Origin of the sequence: Gluconobacter sphaericus NBRC 12467 (genome assembly GCF_006539125.1) — a bacterium.
In the GTDB taxonomy this organism is placed as follows: domain Bacteria; phylum Pseudomonadota; class Alphaproteobacteria; order Acetobacterales; family Acetobacteraceae; genus Gluconobacter; species Gluconobacter sphaericus.
Map to the genome: position 1 here is coordinate 60,410 of NZ_BJMK01000008.1, position 26,330 is coordinate 86,739.

Below are 26,330 nucleotides of genomic sequence, written 5' to 3' on the forward strand. Positions count from 1 at the left end.
TCGATGCTTGCCAGCCTGCTCGTTATTCTTTTGTATCTCTGCTTTCTGCCCGTTATCTCCATTGCGCTGGCTCGGCAGCCTCATAAGGATCTCCCGCCATGGGCGATCTGCCTTTCATTAGTCGCGACCGAAACATCGACCCTGACCATCGTCAGTGTCCCGGGCGTGGCTTACCTCAAGGGTTATGTTTTTGTCGGGCTGGCCATTGGATACCTGATTGGTCGCACGGCGGTCGCAATCTGGTTTCTGCCGCTGCATGAACGTGGCGCAACATCCATCTATCGCTATATTGGCCAGAGATTTGGTACAAAACTACAGAAGCTCCTCTCTGGCACCTTTCTGATCACCCGCCTCGTCGCCGAAGGCGTCCGCCTCTACGCTGGAATGCTTCCCGTCTCGATGCTGTTTGCCAGCATGGGTTATCCAGTCTCGGACCTGATTCTTCTATTTCTGATCGTTCTGCTGACGCTAGCTTATACAATCGCGGGCGGTCTGAAAGCCGTTGTCTGGTCCGACAGTCTCCAGCTTGGACTGTATCTGGGCGGAAGTATTGCCTGTCTTATCGTGATCTGGTGCCGCGCGGGGGCAGCTCCCTTTCACTGGGCCCCTGTCTTCAGTCATGGCCTGCCCGTCTTTACAGATCCGTTTTCCATCGCCGGCGCAGTTATCGGCGGGGCTATTCTAGCTCTGGCTTCGCACGGGACCGATCAGTTGATGCTGCAACGTTGTCTTGCGGCGAAGACCCTTAATGGTGCGCGCGCGGCGATGATCGGCAGTGTTTTTGTCGTGGGAGGGTTTTTTGCCCTGCTCTCCTTCATTGGTGTGGCATTGCGGGATCTGATGCCGGCTCAGGGGGCGCGGCCCGACGCACTGTTTCCGCATTTCATCCTGACCTTGCCACCCGTATTAGGCGGCCTTATGGTCGCAGGTATACTCGCTGCGACTATGGGGTCCCTGTCCAGCGCTATGAACGCGATGGCGGCCGCAAGTCGGACAGACTTTATGCCGCACGGCCCGTTCTCTCTAAGGAGCCTGACGGCGTTCTGGGCTTTTCTTCTTGTTCTGACCGCGATGCTGTTTTCGCGCCCAAGTGGTTCGGCTGTCGTCTTCGGCCTCTCCATCGCGTCCTACAGCTATGGCGCCACCCTTGGAGTATTCCTGCTGGCCATGATCGGCCATTCCCGGGATGAACGAGCTGCGATTGCCGGTTTCATATCCGCAGTGATCGTGCTGGCGCTTGTGTCCCTCATCCGGATTGAGGGGCATTCCATTGCCTTTCCGTGGCTCGTTCCGATCGGTGTCGCGGCCACGTTTGCCGGTGCCGGGACCTTCTCAGGCCTGAGGCGAATTGGTCTGCAGGAATGAAGCCATGGAACGCTGGGCGATGGCCGCTTCCCTGCCCAGACGGATCAGTCCGCCGATCTGCAGGGGATGTCGCAGAAGGGAACCCACTAGGCCTGGTACATACACGGCCCCATCTCTGACGCTGGTCTTGACCGCGGGCGGGAGATCCCGCTTTGCATCGTCACAGACCACCCGTAGAACAGTAAAAGGCAGACCTACATCGGCAACGACGCCGCTTTCCATGTCCACAGCCAGGCATTCTGTCTGCGAAAAGTATAAGGCTTTTTCCAGAGCCAGTTCGACCAGTGCGTCGCTGTGCAGGATGCCACCACGTCGCGCATAGGCCGAGCCGAACATTTCACTCAGACGCGGATCGCAGGAAATATCCCTGTTCTGGTAACGGACATGGTCCGCCACGATGACTGTTCCGGGTGCAATGTCCGGTGAGAGGCTTCCTGCGCATCCGAAAGACAGGAGTTCCGTTGCGCCTGCATTGAGCAGACGTTCCACTCCCCTGCGCGCGCCTTCCGGCGTGGCATTGCTCAATGCCACGGGAGTATTCGGCAGGAAGCGTCGGATCAGACTGGCTTCCTGTTTCAGGCCTGCGAGAATACCGAGCATCAGAACCCGTACTCCACCTTGCCGCTGTTGCTTGCACCAAGATTGCGGTAACGGGCCAGGGCAGTCAGCGGGAAGAATTGCTTGTAGCCATGATAGCGCAGGTAGAAGACCTTCGGAAAACCGACCGCGTTATAGGCTTCTTCCTGCCATTCGCCCTTCTCGTTCTGCTGGGACACGAGATAGGCTACGCCGTGTTTGACCGCATCGCTATCGCGGCGTCCGACGGCCATGAGAGCCAGGACGGCCCAGGCGGTCTGCGACGGCAGGCTCTTTTTATAGATGCCGGCGGTACCGCCCTCGTAAGTGGCGCAGTCCTCGCCCCAGCCGCCGTCTGGACGCTGGACGCTCTCAAGCCAGTTTACGGCCCGCAGGACCATCGGATCATCATGCGGCACACCTGCAATGTTCAGGGCGCACAGAACAGACCATGTTCCGTAGATATAATTCGTTCCCCAACGGCCGAACCAGCAGCCCTCGGGCTCCTGTTCCGAGCGCAGATATTCGATCGCCTTGAGAATAACGGGCCGGTCATCCGGGTCTCCAAGCTGCGCCAGGAAGGAAATGCAGCGCGCCGAGACGTCCGCGGTCGGTGGATCCAGAAGTGCGCCGTGATCCGAGAAGGGAATATGGTTGAGTAGCTCGTGGTCGTTGTCGATATCGAACGCACCCCAGCCGCCATTGGTACTCTGCATACCGATGATCCATTCCCGAGCGCGGGAGATGGCCTCACGGCTGTTTTCGGGATCGACGCGATGCAGAAGCATGGCCACGACGGCAGTGTCATCGACGTCCGGGTAGTAGTCGTTCTCGTACTGAAACGCCCAGCCACCGGGGCGCAGGTCAGGCGTGTTGATGGCCCAGTCGCCCTTGACGTCCAGGATCTGGCGTTCCCGCAGCCACTCGGCACTCTTTTTTAGTGCGGCGAGTGTTTCCTCGGTTTTCGTGCCGGCCGGTCCGGACGCCGCCTCAATCATCGCAAGGCCCGACAGGCCTGTATCCCAGACTGGTGAGACGCAGGGCTGGCAGTAAATCTCGTCACCATGATCCACGAGCAGATCCTGGATTGCGTCCCATGCCGTTTTGGCACGCGGATCGCTGTCCGGGATGCCTTGGGCGCGGTACATCATCACGACATTCGCCATGGCTGGATAGATCGCACCAAGGCCACCCCGACTCAGGCGCGGTTCGATGAAGTCGCTGGCGGCCTTAAGGGCCCTCTTGTGCATGCTGCGCGGAATAAGTGGCAGGACCGGCCGAAGTGCAGAGTCCAGATGTTTGAAAAACCGTCCCCAGACCGAGCGGTACGGTCCGCGGATCCAGTCCGTGACTTCCGAAGGCGGTTTGACGAACAATTCCTGCACATGAATACCGTGCGGATTAATGGCCTTGGGTCGAAGCGCGTTGAGGACCAGCAGTGGTGCGATGACGGCCCGGGACCAATAAGACATGTTCCAGACCGAGAAGAACGCCTTGCGTGGCAGGAGCATGAGCTCGACTGGCATGACAGGAGTTGCATTCCAGGGCACTTCCCCAAACAGGGCGAGCTGGATCCGCGTGAATACGTTTGTCCGCGCCGCGCCGCCGTGGTCGAGAATGGCTTCACGCGCAATGCGCATGTGAGGCGCATTGATGTCATCCCCGATCGCCTTGAGTGCGAAATAGGCTTTTACGGTCGCCGACAGATCGAAGCCGCCGTCATGATAAAGCGGCCATCCCCCGTGATCGCCCTGAATGCGACGCAGATAGACACCGATCTTGGCTTGTTTTTCAGGGTCGATCCGGTCGAGATAATGTTCGAGCAGCACATATTCCGCAGGGATCGTCGCATCCGCTTCGAGTTCGTAAACCCAGTGTCCGTCTGATTTCTGCTTCCCACCCAGCGCGGCTTGCGCTCCCTCGACGGCATGATTGATTTCATCGGGTTCGACGGATTGGCGGGATAAGGTTTCGCTCACGCGGTCCTCCTTTTCCAGAATATCAGAATAGATCAGCATTGTTCGGTTCTCCCGACACAGGCGGTCCTGAAAGGCGGGGGTTGTGCTACAATCATGATTGTGAGAGCGTTCATCACGATTTCGTGTTCTCAAGGGCGGAGCGGAAACCCAGCGCCGCCACGGCCTGGAGACCCGATTGGATGGAGCCTTCGATCGTGGACGGCAGGCCGGTGTCAGTCCAGTCCCCGGCTAGAGCCAAATTCACGAGATCCGTTCGGGGGCCTGGCCGCAGTCGGTTTTGTTCGGGGGTCGCGGCGAATGTTGCCCGTTTTTCCCAGATCAGGCGCGCGGGCGGCATGGCCACCGGAAGCGACTGCGACAGGACGGGATCAAGAGCACGCCGAATCTCGGACCAGATTGTGGCCAGCAGTTCACTGTTTTCGCGATCGGCGTAGCGGTTGGCCGCACTGACGGTAACGGACAGGATATCGCCCTTAAAGAAGATCCATTCCGAAATGCCGCCAACCAGCCCAACAAACCCGGCTTGGGTCACCACGCCCCGGGCCTGAACCACGGCCGGAAGACGGAAATGCGCGTTTGCGATGCTTTCGAAAGCATCCGGCGCTTTCAGTCCCGGAATCAGGGATTGCGCGACAGGCCCCGGGACGGCCATGATGACCTGATCTTCAGGGCCGAGCTCGACCCGCCCTTCAGCGGTTTCGAGCGCCCTTGCCCGGCCATTTTGCTGTTCGATGGCACTGACGCGGACACCCGTGCGGACATCGCCATGAAAGCGCTTCAGATACGCAATGGCCGGATCGATCAGTGTTTCGGACAATCCAACTTCCGGGAACCAGGGGCAGCAGGCCATTCCGCCCTTGGCGAGGGATTGACGGATTACGTTCCCAAGCAGTTTTGCACTGCCGGTATGGATATCCGTATTGAGAACGGAAATCGCAAAAGGTACGAGCAGCCTGCGGCTCAGTTGCCCGGAACTCAGGCAGGCATCCACGGTCGTGTTCTCGCCGGCGCGCAGGAAGCGACCTAGGGAAGCCAGTTCCGACAGTTTCATGCCCGGGACGCGTCGGCCGCCCGGAAGCGCCCAGAATGGTAGCTTTCCTTTCGACAAGCGCAGCGTCCAGGCCAGGCTGTCCTCGAGATCGTAATACGGAAAGATCGGCAGTCCCGGACCGGTCAGGGTATGGCGAGAGCCAATGATGTCCAGGTAGCGAAACGTCAGATCATTCGCCGACAGGATCAGGTGATTGCCGTTATCAATCCGGGCATTGAGGGAGCGGTCGTGAAAAGAGCGGGCACGTCCGCCGCAGGCTGGCCCTGCCTCGTAGACCGTGACCCGGGCCTGTGCTGCCAGTTCGATTGCGGCGGAAAGGCCTGCCAGACCACCGCCGATAATGTGGACATGGCTCATGGGGCTTACTTCACATACGCTGCGAGAGTGCGCAGCTTTCTCCAGGGTTTACAGACTTTCGGAGCGATATCCGGCGTTTTCCAGCCGCGCTTTTCCAGCGCTGAGAGGATCGACGCATAGGAGGCTGCCATCATGCGGGCCGGCCGCATCGCAGTGCTATTACACAGCCGCATGGCATTGCGGGCTTCGCGGAAATGGTCTTTCGCCCGTTGTGCAAGAATGCGGGCGACTTGATCCAGGCCATGGGCGTACAGCGCTTCCTGCGGGTCTTTGGGAACATCGAACCGAGTCAGAAGCTCGGCGGGAAGATATAGCCTGCCCCGTCCCGCATCTTCGGCGATGTCGCGCAGGATGTTAGTCAACTGCAGGGCGCGTCCCAGATGGTAAGCCACGCGCCGCGCATTGTCGGACGAATCACCAAACACGCAGACTGAAAGCCGTCCGACCGCAGAGGCTACGCGGTCACAGTACAGATCAAGCGTTGCCTCGTCGGGCGCGACGATCGGCGCGCCGCAATCCATGGCCATACCGTCGATAACGTCATGGAAATCTTGGACCTGAATCTGATAGCGATGGATGGCAACAATCAGGATACGATCGAGCGCATCCGTCGCTACACCTTCATAGAGCTGGTCAATCCGGTGATGCCATTCCTGAAGAGCCGCCATCGGGTCTGCAACACCAGCGTCGCCGTCCGCAATATCGTCCACCAGACGGCAGAAAGCGTAGACCGCAAACATCGCCTGACGCCGATCCGGCGGAAGAATGCTCATCCCGCGGGCAAAGGATGTTCCCGAAGTGGTGACGATCCTCTCGACATGGTCCAGATCGGCCTGCGCGCAGGGAAGACCGGAAGAAGCGCGCATCCTGCTGAAAACCATGTCTGTCCCCTGTCTCGTTTCAGAAGATCAGGGTTCTAGACCCAAATCCCCCCGAGACAAAGATGACCTGAACGGAAAGGCGTGCCATGCGTTAGTGTGATGCCAAAACGCAACACCTGAAGAGGAGTCTTTACGACATGCGTTTCTTTTCTCAGATAAACCCGGCCCTTCTTGCAGGGGCAGTTGCAACTGCGATTTTCTCGACACCGCTTGTCTTTGCACAGGCGCCCTCACCCGCAACAGCCAGTGGCCACGCCGAACATCTCCTTGCGGACGATCATTCGTGGAATGGCACCCCTTACGATCATTATCCGGCGACCCGCCCGATGCTTAGCATGATCCGTTTGACAATCCCGGCGCATTCCGCGTTGCCCTGGCATGTGCATCCCTATCCTAATGCGGGCTATGTGCTTGAAGGCACCCTCACGATCGAGGACCGTGAGAGCGGCAAGAAGCGCACTTTTCATCAGGGTGAAGCCTTCGCGGAATCGGTTAATGATGTCCATCGCGGTGTGAGCGGCGACGGACAGACGGTTCTGCTGCTGACCTATGCCGGCTCTCCTGGAAAGCCGACATCCATCCCCCTGCCCGGCCAGAAGAAAGAATACTGAAAATATCCTTCGGGCCTGCTTTGACACAGAAAATGTTTCGGAACTAATATGTTCTGACCCTAGTCTGGAGTATGGCCCACAATGACCAGTCCCCTCTCTTCCGTCGCCCGCAGCGACCTTCTGGCCCGGGGATACTCCCGCCGCAGTTTTGGACGGATTGCCACGCTTCTGGCAGCTGGTGCGACCGTTCACGCCCTGACGAAATCCGCGCATGCTGGCATTCTTCCGTCAGGAATTAATTTTGAAGGCATGACCCGTCTGGGTAGTAATGAATGCTGGACGGGGCCTTTCCCGGAAGCCGCGCAAGCCGGTGCTTCTTCCGTTTTCCAGAGCAACCGTTACGATCCGACCGGCCACATGCGTGATGATCTGATCAAGACGGCTTCTGACGTGGAAGGAATTCCCGAAAGCCATGTCATGACATGGTGTGGTTCGTCCGATCCTCTCGCCCGCGCGATTGTTACGTTCTGCTCGCCCACCCGTGGGCTTGTTACGGCAGATCCGAGCTATGAAGCTGGCTGGGTGGCTGCTGACTGGTTGAAGATCCCCCTCGCCCGTGTGCCGCTGTCCGCCAGGGGTGGTTATCGTACTGACGTACGCGCCATGCTGGCGGCCGATCCCAATGCCGGCGTCTATTACATCTGCTCCCCGAACAATCCGACTGGGACGCTTACGCCTCTGCGCGATATTGCATGGCTCGTCGAGCACAAACCAAAGGGCTCTGTCGTTCTGGTCGATGAAGCTTATATCCACTTTTCGGAAGCGCCGAGCGCTCTGGAGTTGGTCGCCAAGAACAAGGACGTAGTCGTTCTGCGCACTTTCTCCAAGATGTTTGCTATGGCTGGCATGCGTCTTGGCCTGACATTTGCCAGACCCGATCTGCATGAAGCCATGATGCGTTATGATGGCAAGAGCGCAACCGTGATGCTGCCGGTTCCTGCTATGGCCTGTGGCACGATGAGTCTGACCATGAAATCAGCCATCGCTGCCCGTCGTCAGGAAATGATTGCAGCCCGGAACATGACGTTCCAGCATCTGCGCAAGCGCGGCATCCATTTTATTCCGTCGGATGCAAACATGTTCATTATTGACTGGAAGAAACCGGCAGAGCCGATCAAGGATGCATTTCTGCAGCAAAAAGTCGTGATCGGACGCTCTTGGCCCATCTGGCCGAATGCCTCGCGGGTTACCGTCGGCTCAATGGATGAAATGAAGACCTTCTGTACGGCGCTGGACCGGATCATCGCCTGATCCGATCCAGCCTCCCTGCCGTTCCGGCTCAGCCGGCGGCAGGGAAATAACGCAGCGCCCGGAACAGGGCCTTCGCCCCATCCGCCTTCGTCAAGGCCACACGTTCCAGCAACGGGTCCTGGCGACGCAAACGGGCTGTCAGGGTATGGCACAGCTCCACAATTACGGCCGCTTCCAGCCGCATCCGGCGATCCCGGATCAGGAGAGGCAGGATCCGGGCGTTTCTGTTGAGGACGTCCACCCCATCCAGCATCCGGTCGAGCACACGGCGAACCCCCGGCTTGCTGCGTACCAGACGCAGGTCATCCAGACAGACACCTTCTTCTTCCAACCACGGTAGCGGTACGTAGCACCGGTCGAGGACCTTTAGATCGTCTGCGACGTCCTGAAGATGATTGACGACCTGAAGGGCTGAACACAGGGCATCGGAAGGTGCGAGCGTCTCTTCTGCCTCACCATGCAACAGGAGCAGGAAGCGGCCGACGGGATTTGCTGAATATTTGCAGTAATGCAGCAGCTCGTCCCAGCTTTCATAGCGGGTCTTTTCCGCATCCATGCAGAACGCTTCGAGAAGATCCGTCGCCGTTTCCAGCGGCACGCCCGTCTGAAGAAGCACTTCGCGCAGCTTGACCGCCGTCTGTGCGTCGGCGCGCGGAGGTGCGGTGATCTCACCCCGGATGATCGCCGCCATGCCTTTGAGCCGCGCAATTTTTTCGGCAGGCGTCAGCTCTGTCGTGTCCACCATGTCATCCGCGACACGCGCGAAATTATAATAGGTATGGACGTAAGGCCGCAGCCGTGGGGCAATCAGGAAAGAACCGACGGGAAAATTCTCGTCGGATTTGCTTTTGGCAGAGGTGACGTCTTTCGCCCCCCAGATGCTGTCTGTCACGATATTTCATCCGTGTAGGAACGATTTTTCCAGCGCACGCCGACCCCGCGGTGGTGATCGAGAGCCGAGCCGATGGTTGCTGCCATATAGAAGGCTGCCACGAGTGGGAGGGGAATGGCACGCCATAGTGGCAGGCCAAAGCGGCGAAGTGTCGGTACGAAAGTCAGGCAGGACAGCAGATAGGTCAGAAGGCCGACCCGTCGTTCCCGCCCTTTGCTGAACAGGGCGAGGGTCACCGGCAGAAGCCAGATCGTGGCCATCCCGATGATCGTTGCTAGCAGCAGGAGCGGCGAATAGCGCAGTTGCACGTAAGCCGTCCGCGCGATCATGTGCCACACGTCCTTCATGCCACGATACGGTCGCACGGACCATGCCAGGGCACTGTGTCCCAGATAGAGCCGGCCACCCGAACGCTTTACATGTGCGGCCAGTGTGCAATCGTCGATCAGAGCGCCACGCAGGGCACTGATGCCTCCGATTCGCTCCAGAGCCCGACGCCGCAGAAGAATGGTTCCGCCTGCCGCACCCGCGATCCGCGAATGCTCGCTAGCAATCCGTGAAAACGGATAGAGCATCGCAAAGAAATAGACGAACGCCGGGACCAGAAAACGCTCTGCAGTGCTCTCGCAGTTCAGCGCCACCATTTCCGAAACAAGATCCAGATCATCTTCCCGGGCCTTGGCGACCAGGGAGGAAAGATGACCCGGGGCATGTATGATATCCGCGTCTGTTAGCAGGATGTAACCATAAGGGCCGATCCGCGTCAGGGCTTCCTGTTCTCCCTGATGGACCGCCCACAGTTTGCCACTCCATCCGGCAGGGCGCTTCTGGCCCGAAATGACGGTCAGGCGGTGATGCGGATCAGGCAGCGCGCGTGCGATATCGCCCGTCCCGTCTGTGCTCTCGTCATCGACCAGAATAACAGACAGTTTCCCGTCATAATCTTGCTCCAGAAGGGATGTCAGACATTCGCGGATAGAGTCCGCTTCGTCACGGGCGGGGACGACTACCGCCACGTCCGGTGCGCAGACCGGAGTGGGTTTCTGGGCGAGAATGGGGCCTTTCTGCCAGAATTTCCCATGGAACAGAGAAAGGTAGAGCCAGGCTCCCAGACTGGTCAGTGCAGTTCCGAACAGCATTATTTCATCCGCCCGTGTTGACGGAACCAGGCAATGGCGTCTGCCACGGCATCGCGGGCCGGGCGCGGAGCATATCCGAGTTCTTTCTTCGCCTTGTCGGATGAGAAGAACATCAGCTTTTTGGACATGGCCAGCGTCTCACGCGTGACTCGCGGCTCGATACCAAACCCGCGGGCTAGCCATTCAGACACAAGCGCTACGGGATAGAGCCAGGACTGCTTGAGCTTGATGCCAGGCGGCTTTACTCCCGCAATCTGGCTGACCATGCGGAACAAGTCTCCCAGCATGATGTTCTCGCCGCCGAGAATGTATTTCTCGCCGATCTTTCCCTGCTCCAGCGCAAGAACATGACCTTCGGCGACGTCATCGACATGAACGATGTTCAGCCCGGTCTCGACATAGGCCGGCATGTTTCCGCTGGCACAGTCGAGGATCATCTGTCCCGTGGGCGTCGGCTTTATGTCCCGTGGTCCCACCGGCGTCGAGGGATTCACGATGATCGCCGGAAGGTTCTTCTCGCGGACCAGACGAAGGACTTCCTGTTCCGCCCGGTATTTCGAAAGTTTGTAGATCCCGATGACCTTGCTTTCGGAAACTGGTGTGGTTTCGTCTGCTGGCACCCCGTCGCTTCGTAGCCCCAGGGCCGCAACCGACGAACAGTAAATAATTTTTTCTACGCCAGCCTCAAGGGCAGCCAGCATCAGATTACGGGTACCTTCCACATTGGCCTTCATCATGGTTTCCGGGTCCGGAACCCAGAGCCGGTAATCGGCAGCAACATGAAACAGGATTTTGACGCCTTTCAGCGCCGGAGCAAGCGTATCAGGATCGGAAAGGTCGCCGACGGCGAGTTCCGCGTTCAATTCAGCAATATTTGAACGATCGGATGTCGGCCGGACGAGAAGTCTCAGGCGGTGGCCGCGTTCTTCAAGGACGCGAGCGACGGCAGAGCCGACAAACCCTGTAGCCCCCGTAACGAGTGTGACATCGTTCATGGTGGCAGAGTCTCCTTGGGTCATCAGCAGATGGTTGCAATTTATGACAGCATAATCCCCCCGGCTTTTTGGGGAAAGCGTCTGAAAGGGTGGAATATTTACCCTGTGTGCGATAGAGCGTGTCCAAACGGTATGTGACGAAGACGTTGAAAAAAACTCTCCCTGTTCTGCTTTCCCTTCTTGGGGTGGCCCTTTTCACCTTCATTGCGGCTAAGGCGGGTATTCATCCCGTCATGGACGCTCTTTCAAAAGTCGGTGTTGGTGGCTTCCTGCTGCTCGCGCTCTGCCAGCTTCTGATTGACATGGGGCTCGGTGTTGCGTGGCACGCGGCGGTGCCGCTGCTGAGCATGCGGCGCCTTATGGGAGCGCGTCTGGTCCGTGACAGCGCAGGTGCATGTCTTCCCTTCTCTCAACTCGGCGGTATGGTCATTGGTGTCCGCGCCACGCTGGCCGGTGTGGATCCCCGCACCGTCAAGGGAGAAAAACTAAACTGGCCCGAAGGTGTGGCCGCAAACCTGGTGGATATCACGACCGAGGTTCTAGGGCAGATCGCCTTCGTCCTGATTGCTCTTCTCTGTCTGATCGGCCATCACGGGGCTTCGCGATTTGTCTGGCCACTCATAGGTGGCATGCTCTTGCTGAGCATTGGGATTGCCGGATTCATCTGGACCCAGCAGCGCGGCGGAGTGATGGTTCGCAAGGCTGCGGCGTTTCTCGGGAAGCACATTGCTGCGGAGTGGCGCGATTCCCTGATCGGCAATACGGAGACATTCCAGTTACGACTCGAAAGCCTCTGGAGCCGCCCGGACAGGATTTCCTTGGGGGCATTTTGCCATCTGCTATGTTGGATGGGCAGTGCAGCCATGACGTGGCTGGCCTTTCATCTGCTCGGCGCCCATGTCGGATTTTTCTCCTCGGTCGCAATCGAGGGCGTGGTCTGTGGTATCATGTCGGCCGGTTTCCTGGTACCGGGCGCTCTGGGTGTGCAGGAAGCAGCCTATGCTGCCCTGGGCATGATTTTCGGCATCGATGCTGAAATCTCGCTCAGTCTTTCCCTACTGCGCCGCGGGCGTGACATCCTGATCGGTATTCCGGTCCTTCTGGTCTGGCAGATTGTGGAAATGCGTCGGCTGCGTCGTGCACCTCCTATGGAAGTAAGTAAAAATACGCCGGCTCCGTCTCCGGTTTCCTCCCGCAAGACCGTTATTCCTCCCGCCGTGACGGCCCTTGCCGGTAGTATCAAAAAAGAGGCCACGTCCCGGGACGGCAAAAGCACCGAGGATACCCCTTTCGCGACGGCTCCCAGAGTTTTATGAAACCTCTCTTTGGGTCTCTCTCTGTCATCGGCCCGGGGCTGATTGGTTCGTCCATTCTGCGCCGGGCCCGTGAAACGGGGGAAATTGCCGAAACCCTGATCGCAGCCGACTCAAACTCGGGCGTTCTTGAACGTGTGCGGGAATTGGGCATCGCGGATATCACGACGTCCGACCTTGTTGTTGCTGCGCAGGCAGACTGCGTCATGATCTGCGTTCCTGTTGGCGCAGTTGAACCGGTCGCCCGTCAGGTGCTCCCCTTTATGAAACCTGGCAGCATTTTGACAGATGTAGCCTCTGTTCGGGGACAGCTCGGCCCGACACTAGCGGCGATCCTGCCTGAAAACGTGGCGTATGTTCCCGGCCACCCGATGGCCGGAACCGAACATTCAGGGCCGGACGCGGGATTTTCAACCCTGTTTGAAGACCGTTGGGCGCTGCTCGTTCCGCCTAAAGGCGCGGATACGAAGGCTGTGATCACGATTGAGCAGCTCTGGACGTTGTGCGGAGCGCGCACGAAAGTTCTGTCTGATGAAAAGCACGACAGGATCTGCGCCATGGTCAGTCACCTGCCGCATCTCCTTGCTTTTACGATCTGTGATACCGCAGACAACCTGTCTGATGAAATTCGTGCGGCTGTCCTGGATTATGCCGCGTCGGGCTTTCGCGATTTTACACGGATTGCGGCGTCGGACCCGGTCATGTGGCGAGACATCTTCTTGGCCAACAGGGAAGCGCTGCTTGGGACGCTCGACAAGTTCGTGGCCGACACACAGGCAATGGCCGATGCAATCCGTACCGGCGACGAAGCAGCTATCACAAGCAAAATTGAACGTGGGCGGGCTATTCGCCGGACCCTGATTGAAAACCGTCAAGCCTGAACTGCCTAGGCATAAGCTACTGCCGGACTAGAGTCCGACAGTAGCTGGTTATTCAGGCTGTGATGACGCGCAGGGTGTTCGTGCTTCCGGAATGCCCCGAAGGCAGGCCGGCCAGGATCAGAATCCGATCCCCGGTTTTGCAGAAACCCATGTTCTGTGCGAGTTCGACAACAGGACCGGCCAGAGGCTCGATGCCCTGAGAGCTCTGTTCGCTGTTGATCAGATGCGGAAAGACGCCCCATACAACACACAGTCGACGCGTAACCGATAGTTCGGGTGTCAGGGCAATGATCGGACAATGCGGCCGTTCACGGGACAGAAGCATGGCTCCTGCTCCACTCCGGGTCCGGCATGCGATAGCACCGGCATGAAGCGTGCAGCTGACCTGCCAGGCGGCCTGAACGATCGCGCTCTGGACAGTTTCATCTGGCGCTGGGCGCAGACGGTCCATGCGGAGACGCCACTCAGTGTCCTGCTCCACGCGCTCGGCAATCCGCACCATCATTGAGACGGCTTCGATAGGATACTTACCTGCCGCACTTTCCGCCGACAGCATAACGGCATCCGCGCCATCGTAAACGGCATTGGACACATCGGACACTTCGGCGCGCGTTGGCGTCGGGCTTTCGATCATGCTCTCAAGCATTTGTGTCGCCACGATGACCGGGCGGCACTGCTTGCGGGCTTCGGCAATGGCGCGCTTCTGCGCCACAGGAACTTCCTCAGGCGGCAGCTCCACACCCAGATCGCCACGCGCCACCATGATCGCATCCGACAGGTGCACGATGGCAGCCAGATCATCCATCGCCTGCGGCTTTTCAAGCTTGGTCACAATGGCTGCGCGGCCTGCTGCGATCTCGCGGGCTTCCTGCACGTCCTCTGGGCGCTGCACGAACGAAAGCGCTACAAAATCCACACCTAGCGACAATGCGAAGTCAAAGTCACGGCGATCCTTTTCGGTCAGCGCCGGAATGGGCAGCGTCACGTCGGGAACATTGACGCCCTTGCGCTCCGAAAGCTTTCCGCCCACGACAACAACCGTCTCGAGGAACCCCTCGCCCGTCTTTACGACACGCAGTTTGAGCTTGCCGTCATCCAGCAGGAGATGGCTGCCTGACTTGGCGGCGGAAATGATTTCCGGATGAGGCAGGCAGACGCGCGAAATCGTACCGGGTGTCCGGTCCAGATCCAGGCGAAACGGCTTGCCTTCCTCGAGGATTATCGGACCGTTCTCGAACACGCCGACACGCAGTTTCGGGCCCTGAAGATCCGCCAGGATGGCCAGAGGGCGCCCGACCTTTTCCTCGGCAGCCCGAATGGCGGCATGACGCTGGCCGTGATCCTCATGCGCGCCGTGGGAGAAATTGAGCCGGAAGACATTCACGCCCGCCTTCGCCAGGGAAAGAATCATCTCGGGTGAAGATGAGGCCGGCCCAAGAGTAGCGACAATCCGCGTGCGGCGGTAATGGGAACTGGATGTCATATACGGCGTCCTCGATCGAAAAAATCAGTTAGGTTGTATCGTCTCGCCCGGGAGCAGTCCCCAGAAAAGACGGCGGGGCAGCCAGCCCTCGTAGCCCTTCACACTCACGCGGCACCACTGGGAATTCTGAGGGCACAGTTTGATATTGCCCACCGTTCCCTGCTGCAGCACCGCGATGACAGTGCTATCTTCTTCCGGATGGCTCATGAGGAGCACATCATTTTTATGTGCCCGCGCCTCGTCCTGAGTGGCCACACGGGCGAGAATACGGGCATCGGCCTTGCCAATATGGTCACCTTCCTGCGCGCTTGCCTCGCCGTTCTGGGCTTTCACGCCTTCAGGAGGCAGTCCCGGAATGACAAAGGTCCGGCTGCCATAGAGCGTCGCCTGATGCACCCAGCCTTTCTGACCATCGGAATCTTCGACAAGGCGCCACACATCAAATTCGCGCTCGATTTCCACGGGCAGCCCGCGACGGTGATAAACCCAGTCGATCGGATACCTGTCTCCCGGTCCGCGACGCATATAGACCTTGTCGGCCCGAAACGCAGCATAACGCGGCAGCGGCAGTCCGGTGTTGCTGCCCTTGTCCGTGTTTTCAGGAGCTGGCGGAATAGGCGGAGTTGCAGGCTGATCAGCTGTTGCTGCACTCGCCGCGGTGGCGGCAGCGCCTGCAGCAACAGCCGGAGCGGCATGTTTCAGAGCGGTGTGATGCATCGTTTTATGCTTCGCCGCTGGTGATGCCGGTTTTGCCGTATCGGCGGCCTTGTGATGTTTTTTGACCGACGCATGCTTATCCACAGTCTTTGCGGCCGTCTCCCCATGCTTCTTGTGATGATGGGCAGCCCAGGCGTCGGAACTCACGAAGCCCGGAGCAGAAAGCAGGACCGTACCTGCCAGCAGCGCTCGAAGAAGAGCGAAATGGCCTTTGGCAGGACGCAGAGGGAAGACTGACATTCTCATGAGCGCATCCCTGCCAAGGGCCGAAGGTTTGGGCAAGTCATCAAAATGGGAAAGACGTCCGAAAATCGTGTCTTGGTTAGAAACTTACAGCGCAAGGACGGGATTGTCTCCCGCCAGTTCAAGAAAGCTGACAATTCCCCGCACCGTAACTCCGTCGAGTAGGTCCTTTTCAGATAGACCTGCCATCCTGAGGCCGGCCTCACAGGCCATGACCGTCGCGCCAAGGTCCAGAACCGCTTCCCGGAGTTCCCCGAACCCTGAGATCCCACGGGCCTCGAGCTCACCGTCCGCAATAACCCCTGCAAGTCCCTTCCAGTCCGGCGTCAGCGCCAAAACGCTGCGTCCGCCCGCAAAAATCGTCACATTGCGTCCGAGCGATAGGCCGCCCGCCGCAACAACAAGTGCATAATGCGCCCGCTGCCAGGAATCGTCGGCCAGCGTCAGGAACATGGGATGTGTCATCCGGGCGCCTGCTCATCATGATGGATCTGACATGTAGTATCCCGCTTCAACACGAAACTCTCCATCGTTCCCGACAGCGCATCCCACAGGCGGACACGCGTTTGATCTGTACCTTCCAGTCCGATGACTTCCCGCATGACTTCCACGGCCATTAGGCTTCCCATGACGCCCGCCGCTGCGCCAAGCACACCGGACATGCCGCAGTTCGGCGCTTCTGTCTTTGCGGCCTCTGGAAACAGGCAGCGATAACAGGGGCCGCCCTTTTGCGGCCTGAATACAGCCATCTGTCCTGAAAATCCCTGTACCGCCCCGGATACCAGAGACCGACCATGCCGCACACAGGCATCAGATACGGCCAGCCGTGTGACGATGTTGTCGGTCCCGTCACAGACCAGATCATACTGCGGCACAAGCGCATCTAGCGTGGTGGTCGTCGCGCGAACCTGATGCGGACTGACCCTAACCAGCGGGTTCAGCGCCTTCAGACGCTTTGCCGCGGCCTTGACTTTGAACTCTCCGATGTCGTCAGTGTCATAGAGAACCTGCCGTTGTAGATTGCTGAGATCGACGCGGTCATCGTCCATGATTCCGATACGCCCGATTCCGGATGCAGCAAGCTGCTGAAGCAGTGGAGCTCCCAGCCCTCCGGCGCCGACCACCAGAACAGAGGCTTCGCAAAGTTGCGTCTGCCCGATTGCCCCGACCTGAGGCAGGAGAATATGGCGGGAATACCGCTCCAGCTCGTTGTCAGAAAAATTCATATCCATGAAATGATGATAATTGCTGACTTTCACTCTTGAAAGACGTTAGCGTCAGTGTCGTTCAACCCTGTCCTGGTGTCTCGCAGGACCTGAGCAGAGAAGTCATCATGAAAAACACTTTTCGCAGAGTTATGCCGCGTGCATGGCAGGGGCTTGGTGTCAGTGCAGGCGCTGTTCTGGCAGTCTATGCGGTGTCGCCCTATTTCGCCCTGTGGGATATCGATCGGGCCATGAACGGCAACAATCCATCGCGCCTGGCGCCTCATGTGGACTGGTCAGCGCTGACGCACTGCTTCAAGGAACAGTTTGCGCCTGCCGCACCTGTCGATGATGACCTGCCGGGATTCGGGAGTTCATTTGCGGGGCAGGCTGTGTCTAATGCCATCGATACGCATCTGACACCTGCGACCTTGATCACTACAGCGCATCAGGTGATGCCGCACGCTCCCGCCATGTCAGACTGGCTTGGAATGTGGCATTCCATGCATGCCCATTTCGTGAGCCCAGGAAAGTTCGAGGCCAGTCTGGATCAGCCGGGACAGACACCATTTGTCCTTCACATGAAGTTCGAGCATTGGGGCTGGGAGATCACGCGATTCGAAATGCCTGCACCGGCTCATGCTGCCTGAGGTTTAACGCTGCTTGGGATTTCAGGCAGGCGGTAGGTCTTCTTCCAGAACCGTGATGTGGATGGCGTAGGAGACTTCGCCTTCATCCTCATCGCGGTGAACCGTTCCGATGACTTCTCCGGCAACGGCCAGTTCAACGCTCATGCCCTTGCGGCTGGGCTTGTTGACCGTGAGCTTCGGGGAACCCAGCAGGCGCTGGAGCGTGGTCTGGAGGCGTGTCACCTCGGATGGGGTCATATCGGCCATTGGTGGCATTCCTGTGATGCAAGGGAACTGCCCTCTAACCCATCATCCGGAACAAAGGAACCCGCTTCCTCTATCCCCGTCAGAGATGCTGCTGTAGAAACAGGACACTTCACATCTGATTGTGACCTGTTCGTCATGAATCGTTCCGGGTCTGCAGTCTGCTTCCCTTACGCGCAAAGGAGACATGATGCGCCCGGTTTACACACGCCTTCTCGTTGCCATGACAGCAACCGCAGCCCTTTCTGGGTGTGGCTATTTCGATTCCCGCAGTGCACATAAGGCACAGTACGAAATGGTTGGCATGACAAGCTACGATTTGCAGGCCTGTGCTGGTATTCCGGCTTCCACAAAGAAGCTGAACGATACAACAGAGATCTGGCAGTATGACGGCAGCAAGGCGCTTCCGACGATGCCTTCGGATTCCGGATTCATTCCTGTCCAATCCGCTATTAGCATCTATCAGTCCGCATTTGGCGGTGGTGGTACGGCCTGTCGCATGCTGGTCCGCATGGATCATGACCGGGTTTCCGAAGTGCATTACACAGGTAATGACGACGAATATATCGGAACGGACGGTATTTGCTCCATCATTACTCGTGGCTGTGCCCGTCAGCGTGAATCCACGATGCGTCGCGTGAATGGCGGCCCCTTCGGCCCTGTATCTGGCTTCCACCCACCCCGTACGCCGGCGCAGAGTGCGACAGCAACCTATTCGGACCAGTCCGGGAAATACGTTCCCAAGTTCACAAACGACGACACTCAGCCGGTTATCCAGCCGGTCAAGTGAACCTTAAAAAGGAGGAGCGGGACGACAGACGTCCCGCTCCTCCTTGCGTTTATGAATTTATGAGGCTTTTCATTTTGCGGACCACCGGTCCCAGCCCGTCAAAAACGGCCTGCCCGATCAGAAAATGGCCGATATTCAGTTCGGCAAGCCCTGCCAGGCCCGCAATCGCGCCCACATTGTCGTAAGTCAGTCCGTGCCCGGCATGGAGTTCCAGCCCACAGGCTGCGACCGTCTCCGCCGCTGACCGCAGACGTTCCAGTTCCTGGCTACCGCCCAGAGCGTAAGCGCCGGTATGAAGCTCCACAACGGGCGCTCCCAAAGCTGCAGCGGTTTCGATCTGTCGCGCCTCGGGATCGATGAACAGTGAAACCCGGATGCCAGTATCCCGCAGCCGCGCGATTTTCGGCTTGAGTGCCTCACTCTGTCCCACGACATCCAGGCCGCCTTCGGTCGTGATTTCCTGGCGTTTTTCAGGCACCAGGCAGCAGGCATGCGGCCGAAGATCACAGGCAATCCGGACCATCTCGTCCGTCGCAGCCATCTCGAAGTTCAAAGGCGCGGATAGCGCCTTGAGCCGGGGCATGTCAGCATCGCGGATATGGCGCCGGTCTTCTCGCAGATGCGCCGTAATCCCGTCTGCGCCCGAGGCGATGGCCAGTTCGGCCGCCGCTATGGGGTCGGGGAACGTGCCCCCTCTGGCATTGCGCAGCGTAGCGACGTGATCAATGTTCACTCCAAGACGGATCATGATCCTTTTCCTTCCTGATAAGCGCTCATTCCGCCAGCCAGTCGGATCGCCGACAGAAGACTGGACACATCCGCCCGGCAGGTATCCGTCACAGGACCTGCGATATCAAAAGCCGTCCCATGGTCAGGCGAGGTGCGGATAATCGGCAGCCCGAGCGTCACGTTCACGCCTTCTTCCATATCAAGCGTCTTCAGTGGAATGAGCGCCTGATCATGATACATGCAGATCGCTACATCGTAATGCGGCCGGGCCTTGGCGCTGAACATCGTGTCCGGCGGCATCGGCCCATGACAGTCGATCCCCTGTGTCCGGAGCCTGTCGATTGCGGGCTGAATGATTGTAATTTCTTCATTGCCCATCATGCCGTGCTCACCAGCATGAGGATTCAGCCCCGCGATTGCCAGGCGCGGAGACACAATCCCGAAATCACGTTGGAGCGCCGCATTGGCGATCTCCGCCACCTGTACGATGCGTTCGGTTGTCAGGGTCTCCATAGCCCTGCGGAGCGAGACATGAACCGTCACCGGGACAACCCTGAGCTGGGGCGAGACCAGCATCATGATCTCTTCTCCGAGCATATCACATAGAGCCGCCAGAAATTCCGTATGACCCGGATAGGGGAAACCGGCCGCAGCCAGAACATGCTTGGCAATCGGGTTCGTCACGACCCCGCCGGCACGCCCTGCAAGAGCATACTCAACGGCCTTACGGATACTGTTGATTGTCGCTGCGGCATTCCGGGAATCAGGGTGACCCGGAATGACCTCTACTTCGCATGGAACCGGCAGAACAGGCATGCTGTCAGGAAAAACACTCGTCGCCTCTTCCGGCGTTGTGATGCAGGTCACGGGCACAGCGTGCTCAACCAGACGTGGATCACCGAGCCAGAAGAAGGTCCCTTCCTTTGAAGGTCGCAGCTTGCGCCAGGCTTCTGCTGCAAGCTGTGGGCCGATCCCCGCCGGATCTCCAAGCGTCACTGCAAGCGGCAGCGGGTGTTTCATCGTCAGCGGGCGTCTGCCAGCGCCGCCAGGACGCGCACCCATGAACGGATACCCTTGTGGAAGGAATCCAGCCCGTACTGTTCGTTCGGGGAATGGATCCGGTCGTCATTCTGGGCAAATCCAATCATGAGAGCATCCAGCCCCAGCGCATCGCGGACTTCGCCGGCCACAGGGATGGAGCCGCCCGAACCGACAGTCGCGGCAGGCACGCCCCATTCATCACTCAGGGCCTTCAGGGCGGGTGCCAGAAAACGGCTGTCACGGGAAACTTCGAAGCCTGGAGAACCGCCATGGGCAGTGAATGTGACGTGGGCGTCGGAAGGCAGGGCTGCGCGGATATGGGCACGGAAGGCCTCGCGGATGCGATCAGGGTCCTGACCGGGAACCAGTCGGAACGAGACCTTCGCCATGGCTTTGGCGGGAAGAACAGTTTTAAACCCCTCGCCCTCATAACCACCGGAAATGCCGTTGATTTCACAGCTCGGACGGCACCACGTCTGTTCGATCGCGCTATAGGCCTTCTCTCCCGCTGCGACCGACAGCCCAGCCTCCTCCAACAGTGAGTGGTCATCAGGGAAAAGCCCGCTCCACTGCGACCGTGTGGCCGGAGACGGATCCTGGATGCCGTCATAGAAACCCGGCAGCGTGACACCACCCTCGGCATTCCGAAGTGTCGCCAGAGCCTGACAGAGAACGGCAATCGGATTGGCGGCAGCATTGCCGTACAGACCGGAATGCAGATCATGGCTGGCGCACTGGATGACTACTTCTTCGGCCATCATGCCGCGCAGGGAGGTCGTGATTCCCGGTGTTCTGCGATCCGCCATGCCGGTATCACAGACGAGCGCCACATCTGCTTTGAGTTCCGCAGCATTTTCCTTGAGGAACGGGAGCAGGTTTGCCCCTCCACATTCCTCTTCGCCTTCCAGCAGAACACTCACTTTGACTGGAAGCGACCCCGTAACTTCTTTCCAGGCGCGGCAGGCTTCAAGGAAGGTCATTACCTGCCCCTTGTCGTCGCTCGCTCCGCGGGCAACGATGACCTTACGTCCTGAAGCGTCCTCGATCAGCCGTGGATCGAAGGGCGGTGCATTCCAGAGGGCTTCCGGATCTGTCGGCTGCACATCGTAATGACCATAGAACAGGACATGGGGTCGACCATCGCTGCTGCCGCCAGCCTGATCATGACCCACGACCATCGGGTGCCCTGGAGCCGCCCAGTGAACGTCGCGGATTTCTGCTTTCATCCCCAGCTGTTCAAGCTCCTTCCGCATCCAATCCGCAGCTTTCCGGCAATCGGCGGCGTGTGTGGGCTGCGTGGAAATACTCGGAATGCGGAGAATCTCGAACAGGCGTGAGACCGAAGTGTCCAGATGGGTGTCGACGGTCTGGAGAACGGTATCAAGTGTCTCGGAATTGGCAGTCATCTTGTGTTCCATGTTCGGGGTGTCAGTCACCCAAAATCAGACCGGAGAGCCGGTCTTTTAATCGCTGTTGGTTGTAAGTCGGCGCGGCTGGAGACGGATCGGCGCGGGGGCGAAATCGGGAGCGGTCTCGGACAGTCTGTGCGCACGAGGCGTTATGGTCGAGGGCGCAAGAGGCGTGGTGCCTGCCGCAATGGAAAGGATCTTGCGAAGGTCCTCATGAAAATTCGAACGGGATGCCTCCTCTTCCATTCGGGCTTGCGCCCCATGGCTTATCGTATTCCATAGATCCATGTCCGTATACAGCCTGATCACGGCCTGGGCGAACTGCTCCGGATTGCAGAAGCCTCCAGACAGGCAGTCTTTTTCGTTCTCCCATGCTAGTGTCTTGCAAATTGTTTCGGAAAGGACTGCAGGCAGCCCTGCCGCAGCTGCATCCAGAACTTCCCGCGGGATGGCTGGCAAAACGCGCGTGGGCTCCACGAGAATGCGGCGTGACCTGTAGAGAGCGGTAAGATCGGCTTCCTCCTGGAAGGCTTCCAGTCGCCGATATCGCGCGAACGCGGAGAGATCGACCCCGGCGGCTTTATGGCCCGCAAGGAGAACGGTTGCGTCCGGTGGTAGACCGCGATCCAGCTGTGAAAGGACCTCATGGACGAACCAGTGCAGACCGTCATGAACTGCATCACCGCTGGCAAAGACTGGAAGAACAAGCAGGATGCCCGAGCGTTCGCCAAAGCCGGGCGAGAGTGTCGTTGGCACAGGCGGTGCACCAAGGACCTGTACATTGCTAAGGCCAAGGACCTCCAGATCGGCCTTTTCGGCTTCCGTCCCGGCAACCACTGCCTGTGTCATCCAGACCTGATCAATATCCTGCTCCAAATCATCAAAAAGCAGCTCCCGGTCATCGATCGCTCCGACAAGCCGGCGATTATGGGTCTCACGGGCATGGCTTGCGTGAATATCTGCGACCATTCCCAGTCTGGGCAGCGATTGCGGGTGCTGCTGCAGGATCGGCGCGGCTCGCTGGAGTGTTTTCATGCCGCCGATCCAGATGTAATCAAAGCATCCCAGCCGCTCGCGCAGGAAATTGGCAAGCTCGGAGAGGTCACAATCGTCCATCAGTTCGATGTTTGCCGGAAAATCCAGTGCCGTTGAGACACAGTCATGAAGGCTGCCATCAAGTGGAAAGACAGTCACCTGATATCCCAGCTGGCTTAGTCCCATCATCATGTCGCGGTGGCGTAAAAAGGGTGTTCCCAGAATGACATGAGGCAGTCGTTCACATAGGAACAGGATGGCTGGCGCTCCAGATGCAGAGCGGGCCCGCATGAGGCTGGTTCCCGGCAAGGGCTGTCTCGAGAGTAGTCCTGCGAAGCGGCGTTTCAGCCAGGTCTCATTGCGCGCGCGCAGCTCTGGCACGATTTCCTGCTCAGAAGCCGAGCGGTCGAGCACATCCGGATCATACAGGATCTTTCCCCCGGCCTGTCGCAGGGACAGGCAGATGGCCAGCATTTCGGCTTCTGGGCCGATGTAGCCGGAATTGAGCCGGTTGTGATCATGGAGCGGAAGGCGGCGACAGAACAGCAGGCCACCGGTGAAGGCGTCTACCCATCTCCGGAAGGCGATTTCAGGTTCGTTCGCCCGCAATCCCTGCCCAAAGGGTGTAAAGGCTGCAGTACGCCAGACGATGCTGCCGGCTTCACGGACCCGTCCATCAAGTGCCAGCGACTGCCCGCCTACCGCGTAGACTTCAGGGTCTGCGAAGGCTTCAAGAGCAGTATTCAGGCTTCCGGGGAAAGGCTGAACGCCAGCGGCCAGCATGAGGATGACCTCCGCCCTTGCAAGCTCAAGCCCTAGCGCGACCTGTTCGGTATGCGTGGTTCGGTAAGGAGGACGGACGATGTGAATTCCACGAACAAATCTCTCGATCTGGGCCGTCTCATCCGTGGAGCCTGCATCCACCAGAATGATTTGAAGATTGCGTTCACTGTTCGCATGAAGTGCGGCAAGCGTTGCGAGGGCTTCAAGAAACTGGTTCGAAACAGGCAGGATGACCGTTATGTCCGGCATGGTGACCGGGCGGAAATCCAGAGGGCCGCGGATCAACGAGGGAATGAGGGTCTGCGCCCGTTGAAGATCCAGAAGCTGACACTGCTCTGCTGGGATGTCGGGAACGGCCTCATTTATCAGGTTGCCCTGGGACTGGACCCAGAGCGTGAAAATATCGGGGATATCCGGTCTGCGCAGTTGTCGCTGTGTTCCGCTTTGGCTCAGGAAGGCGGCTAGATCGACCCCCGCCTGGGGCTGTCGTTTTTCGGCTATGCCGAAACGTATGAAATGCTCATAGCCGTTCCGAAAGCCCCCATTGGTCACGATATTGCCGACATCGGGATATTGCGCAGCATAAAAGGCTTCGCTGAACCACGGATTGGGATCGTATGCTGTCGGATTGCCATTGGTCAGGTAATGATGAAGCGGACTTTGGAACTTGCCGTTCTCCAGTGCCTCTACAACATCCGGATAGCGCTCAAGATACCATTGCGGATCGAAATACCAGGAGCTGCGCCGTCGACCGGCCACCGAAAATCTGATGAACTGGGCGAAATCACCAATCGCGAAATCATAATGCTGCCGTTCCGCCATGCTGGCAGCACGAAAGACTTCGGGATCGAAAAATACATGCGATTTGCGATGTTCCTGATCACCGACTGCAAGATAATGGTCGTATCCGTTGCAGAAGCCCTGTGAGGCCAGCACGTGGGGGCTCAGGTCGGGATTGCAGCTGAAATAGTTTTCTTCGGAAAAAAGCCAGTGCGGTGAGCGGCTTCGAAAGCCACTTTCACAGTAATGAAGGAAACCACTGTCGAAAATCCCCAGACTGATGCCTTCGCGGACATCCGGGTTCTGGCGCAGATACCATTCTTCATCAAAAAAACGGTTGGGAGAGAGTCCTGCCCTGGCGCCTTTGCGTTTCCAGTGCCGCTCCAGCCCTTCGTCACTCAGATCAAGCTCGCCAGCCTCTCCGCTGTCCTTGGCTTCCTCCCGCAGGCGCAGCCCATAACGTGTGCGGTACCATTCAGCGTCAAACGCAGCCCACAGAGGTGGCCGGTCGCCCGCGAAAGCCGGAGATACAAGGATATGATCTTTCATTGACGCTTGATCCTCTGGGAGAGCACACGGAACGGTAAAGCTATCGTGCAAAGTTTAACGCTGCTGTGTGCGTCGGCTTTGCCAGAGTTCATGGAAGTCAATGGGCTGGATGTTAGGAGACGGGAATCCAGCTTCACGAACCGTGTTTAGCATGACACTGCGTGCGGCCGGGAACAGGAAGCGCGGTGCCTCAACCAGCAACAGGGGCTCGATTGCGTCCTGCGGGATACGTCCCGTCAGACCGAACAGGCCTGCATACGCCACGCTGAGTTCATACAGCACTTTCGGATTGGGAGCGTCCTGTGTGGGGGCGCGCTCAAAACCCTGGGCACGGATGACCAGACTGACCTCGAATGTCGGCTGATCCCCAAGCTGGCGTCCTGTCACATCGACCATCATGCCGATATGAGGCTGCGACGGTAGCTCCCTGTACACGTCCGGGGTATTCTGTACGTCAATCGACAGCGTCCGAAGGTACTGTGAACCGATGATGAGGGATGAGGAAGATGGCAGGGAATCCGAGACATCCAAGCCGGCAGAAGTTCCTGTCACGGTGTCGGCGTATGTTTGACTCATAATGTTTGCATCCTCATGCGGTCATCATCATTCCCTACATTTCATATTGCACTGAAAAGCAAGGAAATGTGGCACCCCATACTTTGTCATGATGTTTGCGTTTTGACCAGCGGGGCGAAGTCTGGTGATCTTTCATTTTGAAGCTCCAGACGCTCGTAATCGGGGGCCAGTTCCTTGGAGGGTATGGAGTGTTTTTCTTTATCGGCCCGACAAGCCTCATCATTCCGGTTCAGTCTATCAAAACAGTCCAGAAGATATCATGTTTCAGAGGCGCTCACCAGAACAGGAAGATTTCAGACACCTCAGTCTCTTTTGGTGATATCTTGGGGATGATATCGCCATCTGGCATGATGTCAGCACTGGCGTATGATACCGTCTGCACCGGGCATCATGACTGCTGACAGGTATCAATCTTCTTGCCCGCACATCTTGTTGTGTTGCAGGTAGCACGATAGGACCATGTTCATGCTCAGATTGCTCATTCTCGTTATTCTTCTTGCGGTCCTGATCGTTTTTGCCCTGAGCAATACGGATCTGGAGCCCATCTGGCTGGTGTCCTTCGGTTGGCACCTGTCCATTGGCACCCTTGTCCTAGGTGTCGGCGTGCTTGCTCTGCTGTTTGGTTTCCTGATTGGTCTGATCGGTGACATGCAGCAGCGTTCGCGCGCACGTCGCGCCGAGCAGCATGTCCGGACCCTCGAAAGTCAACTGGTCGAACTCCACCAGCGTCTCGATCGTCTTCAGAACCCAGCAGGTTCCCCTCTTCCAGGCACCACGCCCGCCCAGTCTGAAAAGGTCTGATCTCC

General features: G+C 58.4%; 25 protein-coding genes. 8 read left to right on the forward strand and 17 right to left on the reverse strand.

The genetic code is table 11. The features are described from left to right. The first annotated feature begins 3 nt into the window (after positions 1 to 3). Entirely contained in the window at positions 4 to 1,365 is a 1,362-nt protein-coding gene (locus GSP01_RS07545; RefSeq protein ID WP_141352296.1) for a sodium:solute symporter family transporter, read from the forward strand. Here the strand turns inward: GSP01_RS07545 and GSP01_RS07550 are convergent. The 4 genes from GSP01_RS07550 to hpnD form a co-directional block, all read right to left on the reverse strand. Beyond that, the gene (locus GSP01_RS07550) at positions 1,333 to 1,965 is read right to left on the reverse strand and encodes a phosphorylase family protein (RefSeq protein ID WP_141352298.1); all 633 of its coding nucleotides are present in this window, start codon (positions 1,963 to 1,965) and stop codon (positions 1,333 to 1,335) included. The genes GSP01_RS07545 and GSP01_RS07550 overlap by 33 nt on opposite strands. Next, positions 1,965 to 3,959 carry a squalene--hopene cyclase gene (gene shc, locus GSP01_RS07555; protein WP_141352300.1) on the reverse strand — a complete coding sequence of 665 codons (1,995 nt, stop codon included), beginning with the start codon at positions 3,957 to 3,959 and terminating at the stop codon, positions 1,965 to 1,967. Before shc ends, GSP01_RS07550 begins: the two co-directional genes overlap by 1 nt. A gap of 73 nt (positions 3,960 to 4,032) precedes the next feature. Next, positions 4,033 to 5,328, reverse strand: a complete 1,296-nt coding sequence (hpnE, locus tag GSP01_RS07560; protein ID WP_141352302.1) for a hydroxysqualene dehydroxylase HpnE — start codon at positions 5,326 to 5,328, stop codon at positions 4,033 to 4,035. 5 nt (positions 5,329 to 5,333) lie between these two features. Beyond that, positions 5,334 to 6,209 (reverse strand): presqualene diphosphate synthase HpnD, encoded by an 876-nt coding sequence (gene hpnD / locus GSP01_RS07565; RefSeq protein WP_141352304.1) that lies wholly within the window; start codon positions 6,207 to 6,209, stop codon positions 5,334 to 5,336. 137 nt (positions 6,210 to 6,346) lie between these two features. Here hpnD and GSP01_RS07570 point away from each other — a divergent pair, with 137 nt between their 5' ends. Continuing rightward, on the forward strand, positions 6,347 to 6,820 hold the full coding sequence (locus GSP01_RS07570) for a cupin domain-containing protein (protein ID WP_141352306.1): 474 nt from the start codon (positions 6,347 to 6,349) through the stop codon (positions 6,818 to 6,820). Between the two features lie 81 nt (positions 6,821 to 6,901). Further along, the gene (locus GSP01_RS07575; protein ID WP_141352308.1) at positions 6,902 to 8,071 is read left to right on the forward strand and encodes a pyridoxal phosphate-dependent aminotransferase; all 1,170 of its coding nucleotides are present in this window, start codon (positions 6,902 to 6,904) and stop codon (positions 8,069 to 8,071) included. Positions 8,072 to 8,099: 28 nt separating this feature from the next. Here GSP01_RS07575 and hpnC read toward each other — a convergent pair whose 3' ends face one another. From hpnC to hpnA, 3 genes are read right to left on the reverse strand one after another with little or no spacing between them, the layout of a single operon-like run. Beyond that, a complete protein-coding gene (hpnC, locus tag GSP01_RS07580) occupies positions 8,100 to 8,963 on the reverse strand; it encodes a squalene synthase HpnC (RefSeq protein WP_141352310.1) in 864 nt (287 codons plus the stop codon). Beyond that, on the reverse strand, positions 8,960 to 10,102 hold the full coding sequence (locus GSP01_RS07585; protein ID WP_141352312.1) for a glycosyltransferase: 1,143 nt from the start codon (positions 10,100 to 10,102) through the stop codon (positions 8,960 to 8,962). Before GSP01_RS07585 ends, hpnC begins: the two co-directional genes overlap by 4 nt. Next, positions 10,102 to 11,097: a hopanoid-associated sugar epimerase gene (gene hpnA, locus GSP01_RS07590; protein ID WP_141352314.1), complete on the reverse strand. Its 996-nt coding sequence runs from the start codon at positions 11,095 to 11,097 to the stop codon at positions 10,102 to 10,104. The genes GSP01_RS07585 and hpnA overlap by 1 nt, the downstream gene beginning before the upstream one ends. 134 nt (positions 11,098 to 11,231) lie before the next feature. On the opposite strand from hpnA, the gene GSP01_RS07595 reads away from it, so the two are divergent. Together GSP01_RS07595 and GSP01_RS07600 are read left to right on the forward strand one after the other, a co-directional pair. After that, the gene (locus tag GSP01_RS07595; protein ID WP_141352460.1) at positions 11,232 to 12,413 is read left to right on the forward strand and encodes an HpnL family protein; all 1,182 of its coding nucleotides are present in this window, start codon (positions 11,232 to 11,234) and stop codon (positions 12,411 to 12,413) included. Next, positions 12,410 to 13,291 carry a prephenate dehydrogenase/arogenate dehydrogenase family protein gene (locus GSP01_RS07600; protein WP_141352316.1) on the forward strand — a complete coding sequence of 294 codons (882 nt, stop codon included), beginning with the start codon at positions 12,410 to 12,412 and terminating at the stop codon, positions 13,289 to 13,291. The genes GSP01_RS07595 and GSP01_RS07600 overlap by 4 nt, the downstream gene beginning before the upstream one ends. Before the next feature lie 52 nt (positions 13,292 to 13,343). Here the strand turns inward: GSP01_RS07600 and pyk are convergent, their stop codons facing one another. From pyk to GSP01_RS07620, 4 genes are all read right to left on the reverse strand, one after another. Next, entirely contained in the window at positions 13,344 to 14,774 is a 1,431-nt protein-coding gene (pyk, locus tag GSP01_RS07605) for a pyruvate kinase (RefSeq protein WP_141352318.1), read from the reverse strand. 24 nt (positions 14,775 to 14,798) lie between these two features. After that, positions 14,799 to 15,737 (reverse strand): SH3 domain-containing protein, encoded by a 939-nt coding sequence (locus GSP01_RS07610; RefSeq protein WP_174787566.1) that lies wholly within the window; start codon positions 15,735 to 15,737, stop codon positions 14,799 to 14,801. Positions 15,738 to 15,821: 84 nt separating this feature from the next. Beyond that, a complete protein-coding gene (locus GSP01_RS07615) occupies positions 15,822 to 16,199 on the reverse strand; it encodes a DsrE family protein (protein ID WP_141352322.1) in 378 nt (125 codons plus the stop codon). Next, positions 16,196 to 16,966 carry a HesA/MoeB/ThiF family protein gene (locus GSP01_RS07620; protein ID WP_141352324.1) on the reverse strand — a complete coding sequence of 257 codons (771 nt, stop codon included), beginning with the start codon at positions 16,964 to 16,966 and terminating at the stop codon, positions 16,196 to 16,198. Before GSP01_RS07620 ends, GSP01_RS07615 begins: the two co-directional genes overlap by 4 nt. Before the next feature lie 101 nt (positions 16,967 to 17,067). Here GSP01_RS07620 and GSP01_RS07625 point away from each other — a divergent pair, with 101 nt between their 5' ends. Beyond that, positions 17,068 to 17,589 carry a DUF2939 domain-containing protein gene (locus GSP01_RS07625; protein WP_141352326.1) on the forward strand — a complete coding sequence of 174 codons (522 nt, stop codon included), beginning with the start codon at positions 17,068 to 17,070 and terminating at the stop codon, positions 17,587 to 17,589. A 21-nt stretch (positions 17,590 to 17,610) separates the two neighbouring features. Here GSP01_RS07625 and GSP01_RS07630 read toward each other — a convergent pair whose 3' ends face one another. Next, the gene (locus GSP01_RS07630) at positions 17,611 to 17,835 is read right to left on the reverse strand and encodes a DUF3126 family protein (RefSeq protein ID WP_141352328.1); all 225 of its coding nucleotides are present in this window, start codon (positions 17,833 to 17,835) and stop codon (positions 17,611 to 17,613) included. 187 nt (positions 17,836 to 18,022) lie between these two features. On the opposite strand from GSP01_RS07630, the gene GSP01_RS07635 reads away from it, so the two are divergent. Then, positions 18,023 to 18,622: a hypothetical protein gene (locus GSP01_RS07635; protein ID WP_062269390.1), complete on the forward strand. Its 600-nt coding sequence runs from the start codon at positions 18,023 to 18,025 to the stop codon at positions 18,620 to 18,622. A gap of 49 nt (positions 18,623 to 18,671) precedes the next feature. Here GSP01_RS07635 and GSP01_RS07640 read toward each other — a convergent pair whose 3' ends face one another. Genes GSP01_RS07640 through GSP01_RS07660 form a run of 5 tightly spaced genes read right to left on the reverse strand, consistent with a single transcriptional unit; the run spans position 18,672 to position 25,524 of the window. Beyond that, positions 18,672 to 19,370: a pyridoxine 5'-phosphate synthase gene (locus GSP01_RS07640; RefSeq protein ID WP_141352330.1), complete on the reverse strand. Its 699-nt coding sequence runs from the start codon at positions 19,368 to 19,370 to the stop codon at positions 18,672 to 18,674. Further along, positions 19,367 to 20,371, reverse strand: coding sequence for a 4-hydroxythreonine-4-phosphate dehydrogenase PdxA (gene pdxA, locus GSP01_RS07645; protein WP_174787571.1), 1,005 nt, complete (start codon positions 20,369 to 20,371; stop codon positions 19,367 to 19,369). Before pdxA ends, GSP01_RS07640 begins: the two co-directional genes overlap by 4 nt. 2 nt (positions 20,372 to 20,373) lie before the next feature. Beyond that, complete coding sequence (locus tag GSP01_RS07650; protein WP_141352334.1) at positions 20,374 to 21,798, reverse strand: M20/M25/M40 family metallo-hydrolase; 1,425 nt, start codon at positions 21,796 to 21,798, stop codon at positions 20,374 to 20,376. Positions 21,799 to 21,855: 57 nt separating this feature from the next. Next, on the reverse strand, positions 21,856 to 24,948 hold the full coding sequence (locus GSP01_RS07655) for a glycosyltransferase (protein WP_141352336.1): 3,093 nt from the start codon (positions 24,946 to 24,948) through the stop codon (positions 21,856 to 21,858). A gap of 54 nt (positions 24,949 to 25,002) precedes the next feature. After that, positions 25,003 to 25,524 (reverse strand): protein-export chaperone SecB, encoded by a 522-nt coding sequence (locus GSP01_RS07660; protein ID WP_141352338.1) that lies wholly within the window; start codon positions 25,522 to 25,524, stop codon positions 25,003 to 25,005. A 465-nt stretch (positions 25,525 to 25,989) separates the two neighbouring features. On the opposite strand from GSP01_RS07660, the gene GSP01_RS07665 reads away from it, so the two are divergent. Beyond that, entirely contained in the window at positions 25,990 to 26,325 is a 336-nt protein-coding gene (locus GSP01_RS07665) for a LapA family protein (protein WP_141352340.1), read from the forward strand. Positions 26,326 to 26,330: the final 5 nt, after the last annotated feature.

Coding starts and splice junctions, on each gene's coding strand:
- GSP01_RS07650 (WP_141352334.1), bottom strand. CDS start 21,798: ATGACTGCCAATTCCGAGACACTTGATACCGTTCTCCAGACCGTCGAC.
- GSP01_RS07625 (WP_141352326.1), top strand. CDS start 17,068: ATGAAAAACACTTTTCGCAGAGTTATGCCGCGTGCATGGCAGGGGCTT.
- GSP01_RS07635 (WP_062269390.1), top strand. CDS start 18,023: ATGCGCCCGGTTTACACACGCCTTCTCGTTGCCATGACAGCAACCGCA.
- hpnE (WP_141352302.1), bottom strand. CDS start 5,328: ATGAGCCATGTCCACATTATCGGCGGTGGTCTGGCAGGCCTTTCCGCC.
- GSP01_RS07575 (WP_141352308.1), top strand. CDS start 6,902: ATGACCAGTCCCCTCTCTTCCGTCGCCCGCAGCGACCTTCTGGCCCGG.
- GSP01_RS07600 (WP_141352316.1), top strand. CDS start 12,410: ATGAAACCTCTCTTTGGGTCTCTCTCTGTCATCGGCCCGGGGCTGATT.
- GSP01_RS07585 (WP_141352312.1), bottom strand. CDS start 10,102: ATGCTGTTCGGAACTGCACTGACCAGTCTGGGAGCCTGGCTCTACCTT.
- GSP01_RS07550 (WP_141352298.1), bottom strand. CDS start 1,965: ATGCTCGGTATTCTCGCAGGCCTGAAACAGGAAGCCAGTCTGATCCGA.
- GSP01_RS07545 (WP_141352296.1), top strand. CDS start 4: ATGCTTGCCAGCCTGCTCGTTATTCTTTTGTATCTCTGCTTTCTGCCC.
- GSP01_RS07630 (WP_141352328.1), bottom strand. CDS start 17,835: ATGGCCGATATGACCCCATCCGAGGTGACACGCCTCCAGACCACGCTC.
- GSP01_RS07660 (WP_141352338.1), bottom strand. CDS start 25,524: ATGAGTCAAACATACGCCGACACCGTGACAGGAACTTCTGCCGGCTTG.
- GSP01_RS07570 (WP_141352306.1), top strand. CDS start 6,347: ATGCGTTTCTTTTCTCAGATAAACCCGGCCCTTCTTGCAGGGGCAGTT.
- GSP01_RS07620 (WP_141352324.1), bottom strand. CDS start 16,966: ATGGATATGAATTTTTCTGACAACGAGCTGGAGCGGTATTCCCGCCAT.
- GSP01_RS07640 (WP_141352330.1), bottom strand. CDS start 19,370: ATGATCCGTCTTGGAGTGAACATTGATCACGTCGCTACGCTGCGCAAT.
- GSP01_RS07610 (WP_174787566.1), bottom strand. CDS start 15,737: ATGAGAATGTCAGTCTTCCCTCTGCGTCCTGCCAAAGGCCATTTCGCT.
- GSP01_RS07655 (WP_141352336.1), bottom strand. CDS start 24,948: ATGAAAGATCATATCCTTGTATCTCCGGCTTTCGCGGGCGACCGGCCA.
- GSP01_RS07615 (WP_141352322.1), bottom strand. CDS start 16,199: ATGACACATCCCATGTTCCTGACGCTGGCCGACGATTCCTGGCAGCGG.
- shc (WP_141352300.1), bottom strand. CDS start 3,959: ATGCTGATCTATTCTGATATTCTGGAAAAGGAGGACCGCGTGAGCGAA.
- GSP01_RS07665 (WP_141352340.1), top strand. CDS start 25,990: ATGCTCAGATTGCTCATTCTCGTTATTCTTCTTGCGGTCCTGATCGTT.
- pdxA (WP_174787571.1), bottom strand. CDS start 20,371: ATGAAACACCCGCTGCCGCTTGCAGTGACGCTTGGAGATCCGGCGGGG.
- hpnA (WP_141352314.1), bottom strand. CDS start 11,097: ATGAACGATGTCACACTCGTTACGGGGGCTACAGGGTTTGTCGGCTCT.
- pyk (WP_141352318.1), bottom strand. CDS start 14,774: ATGACATCCAGTTCCCATTACCGCCGCACGCGGATTGTCGCTACTCTT.
- hpnD (WP_141352304.1), bottom strand. CDS start 6,209: ATGGTTTTCAGCAGGATGCGCGCTTCTTCCGGTCTTCCCTGCGCGCAG.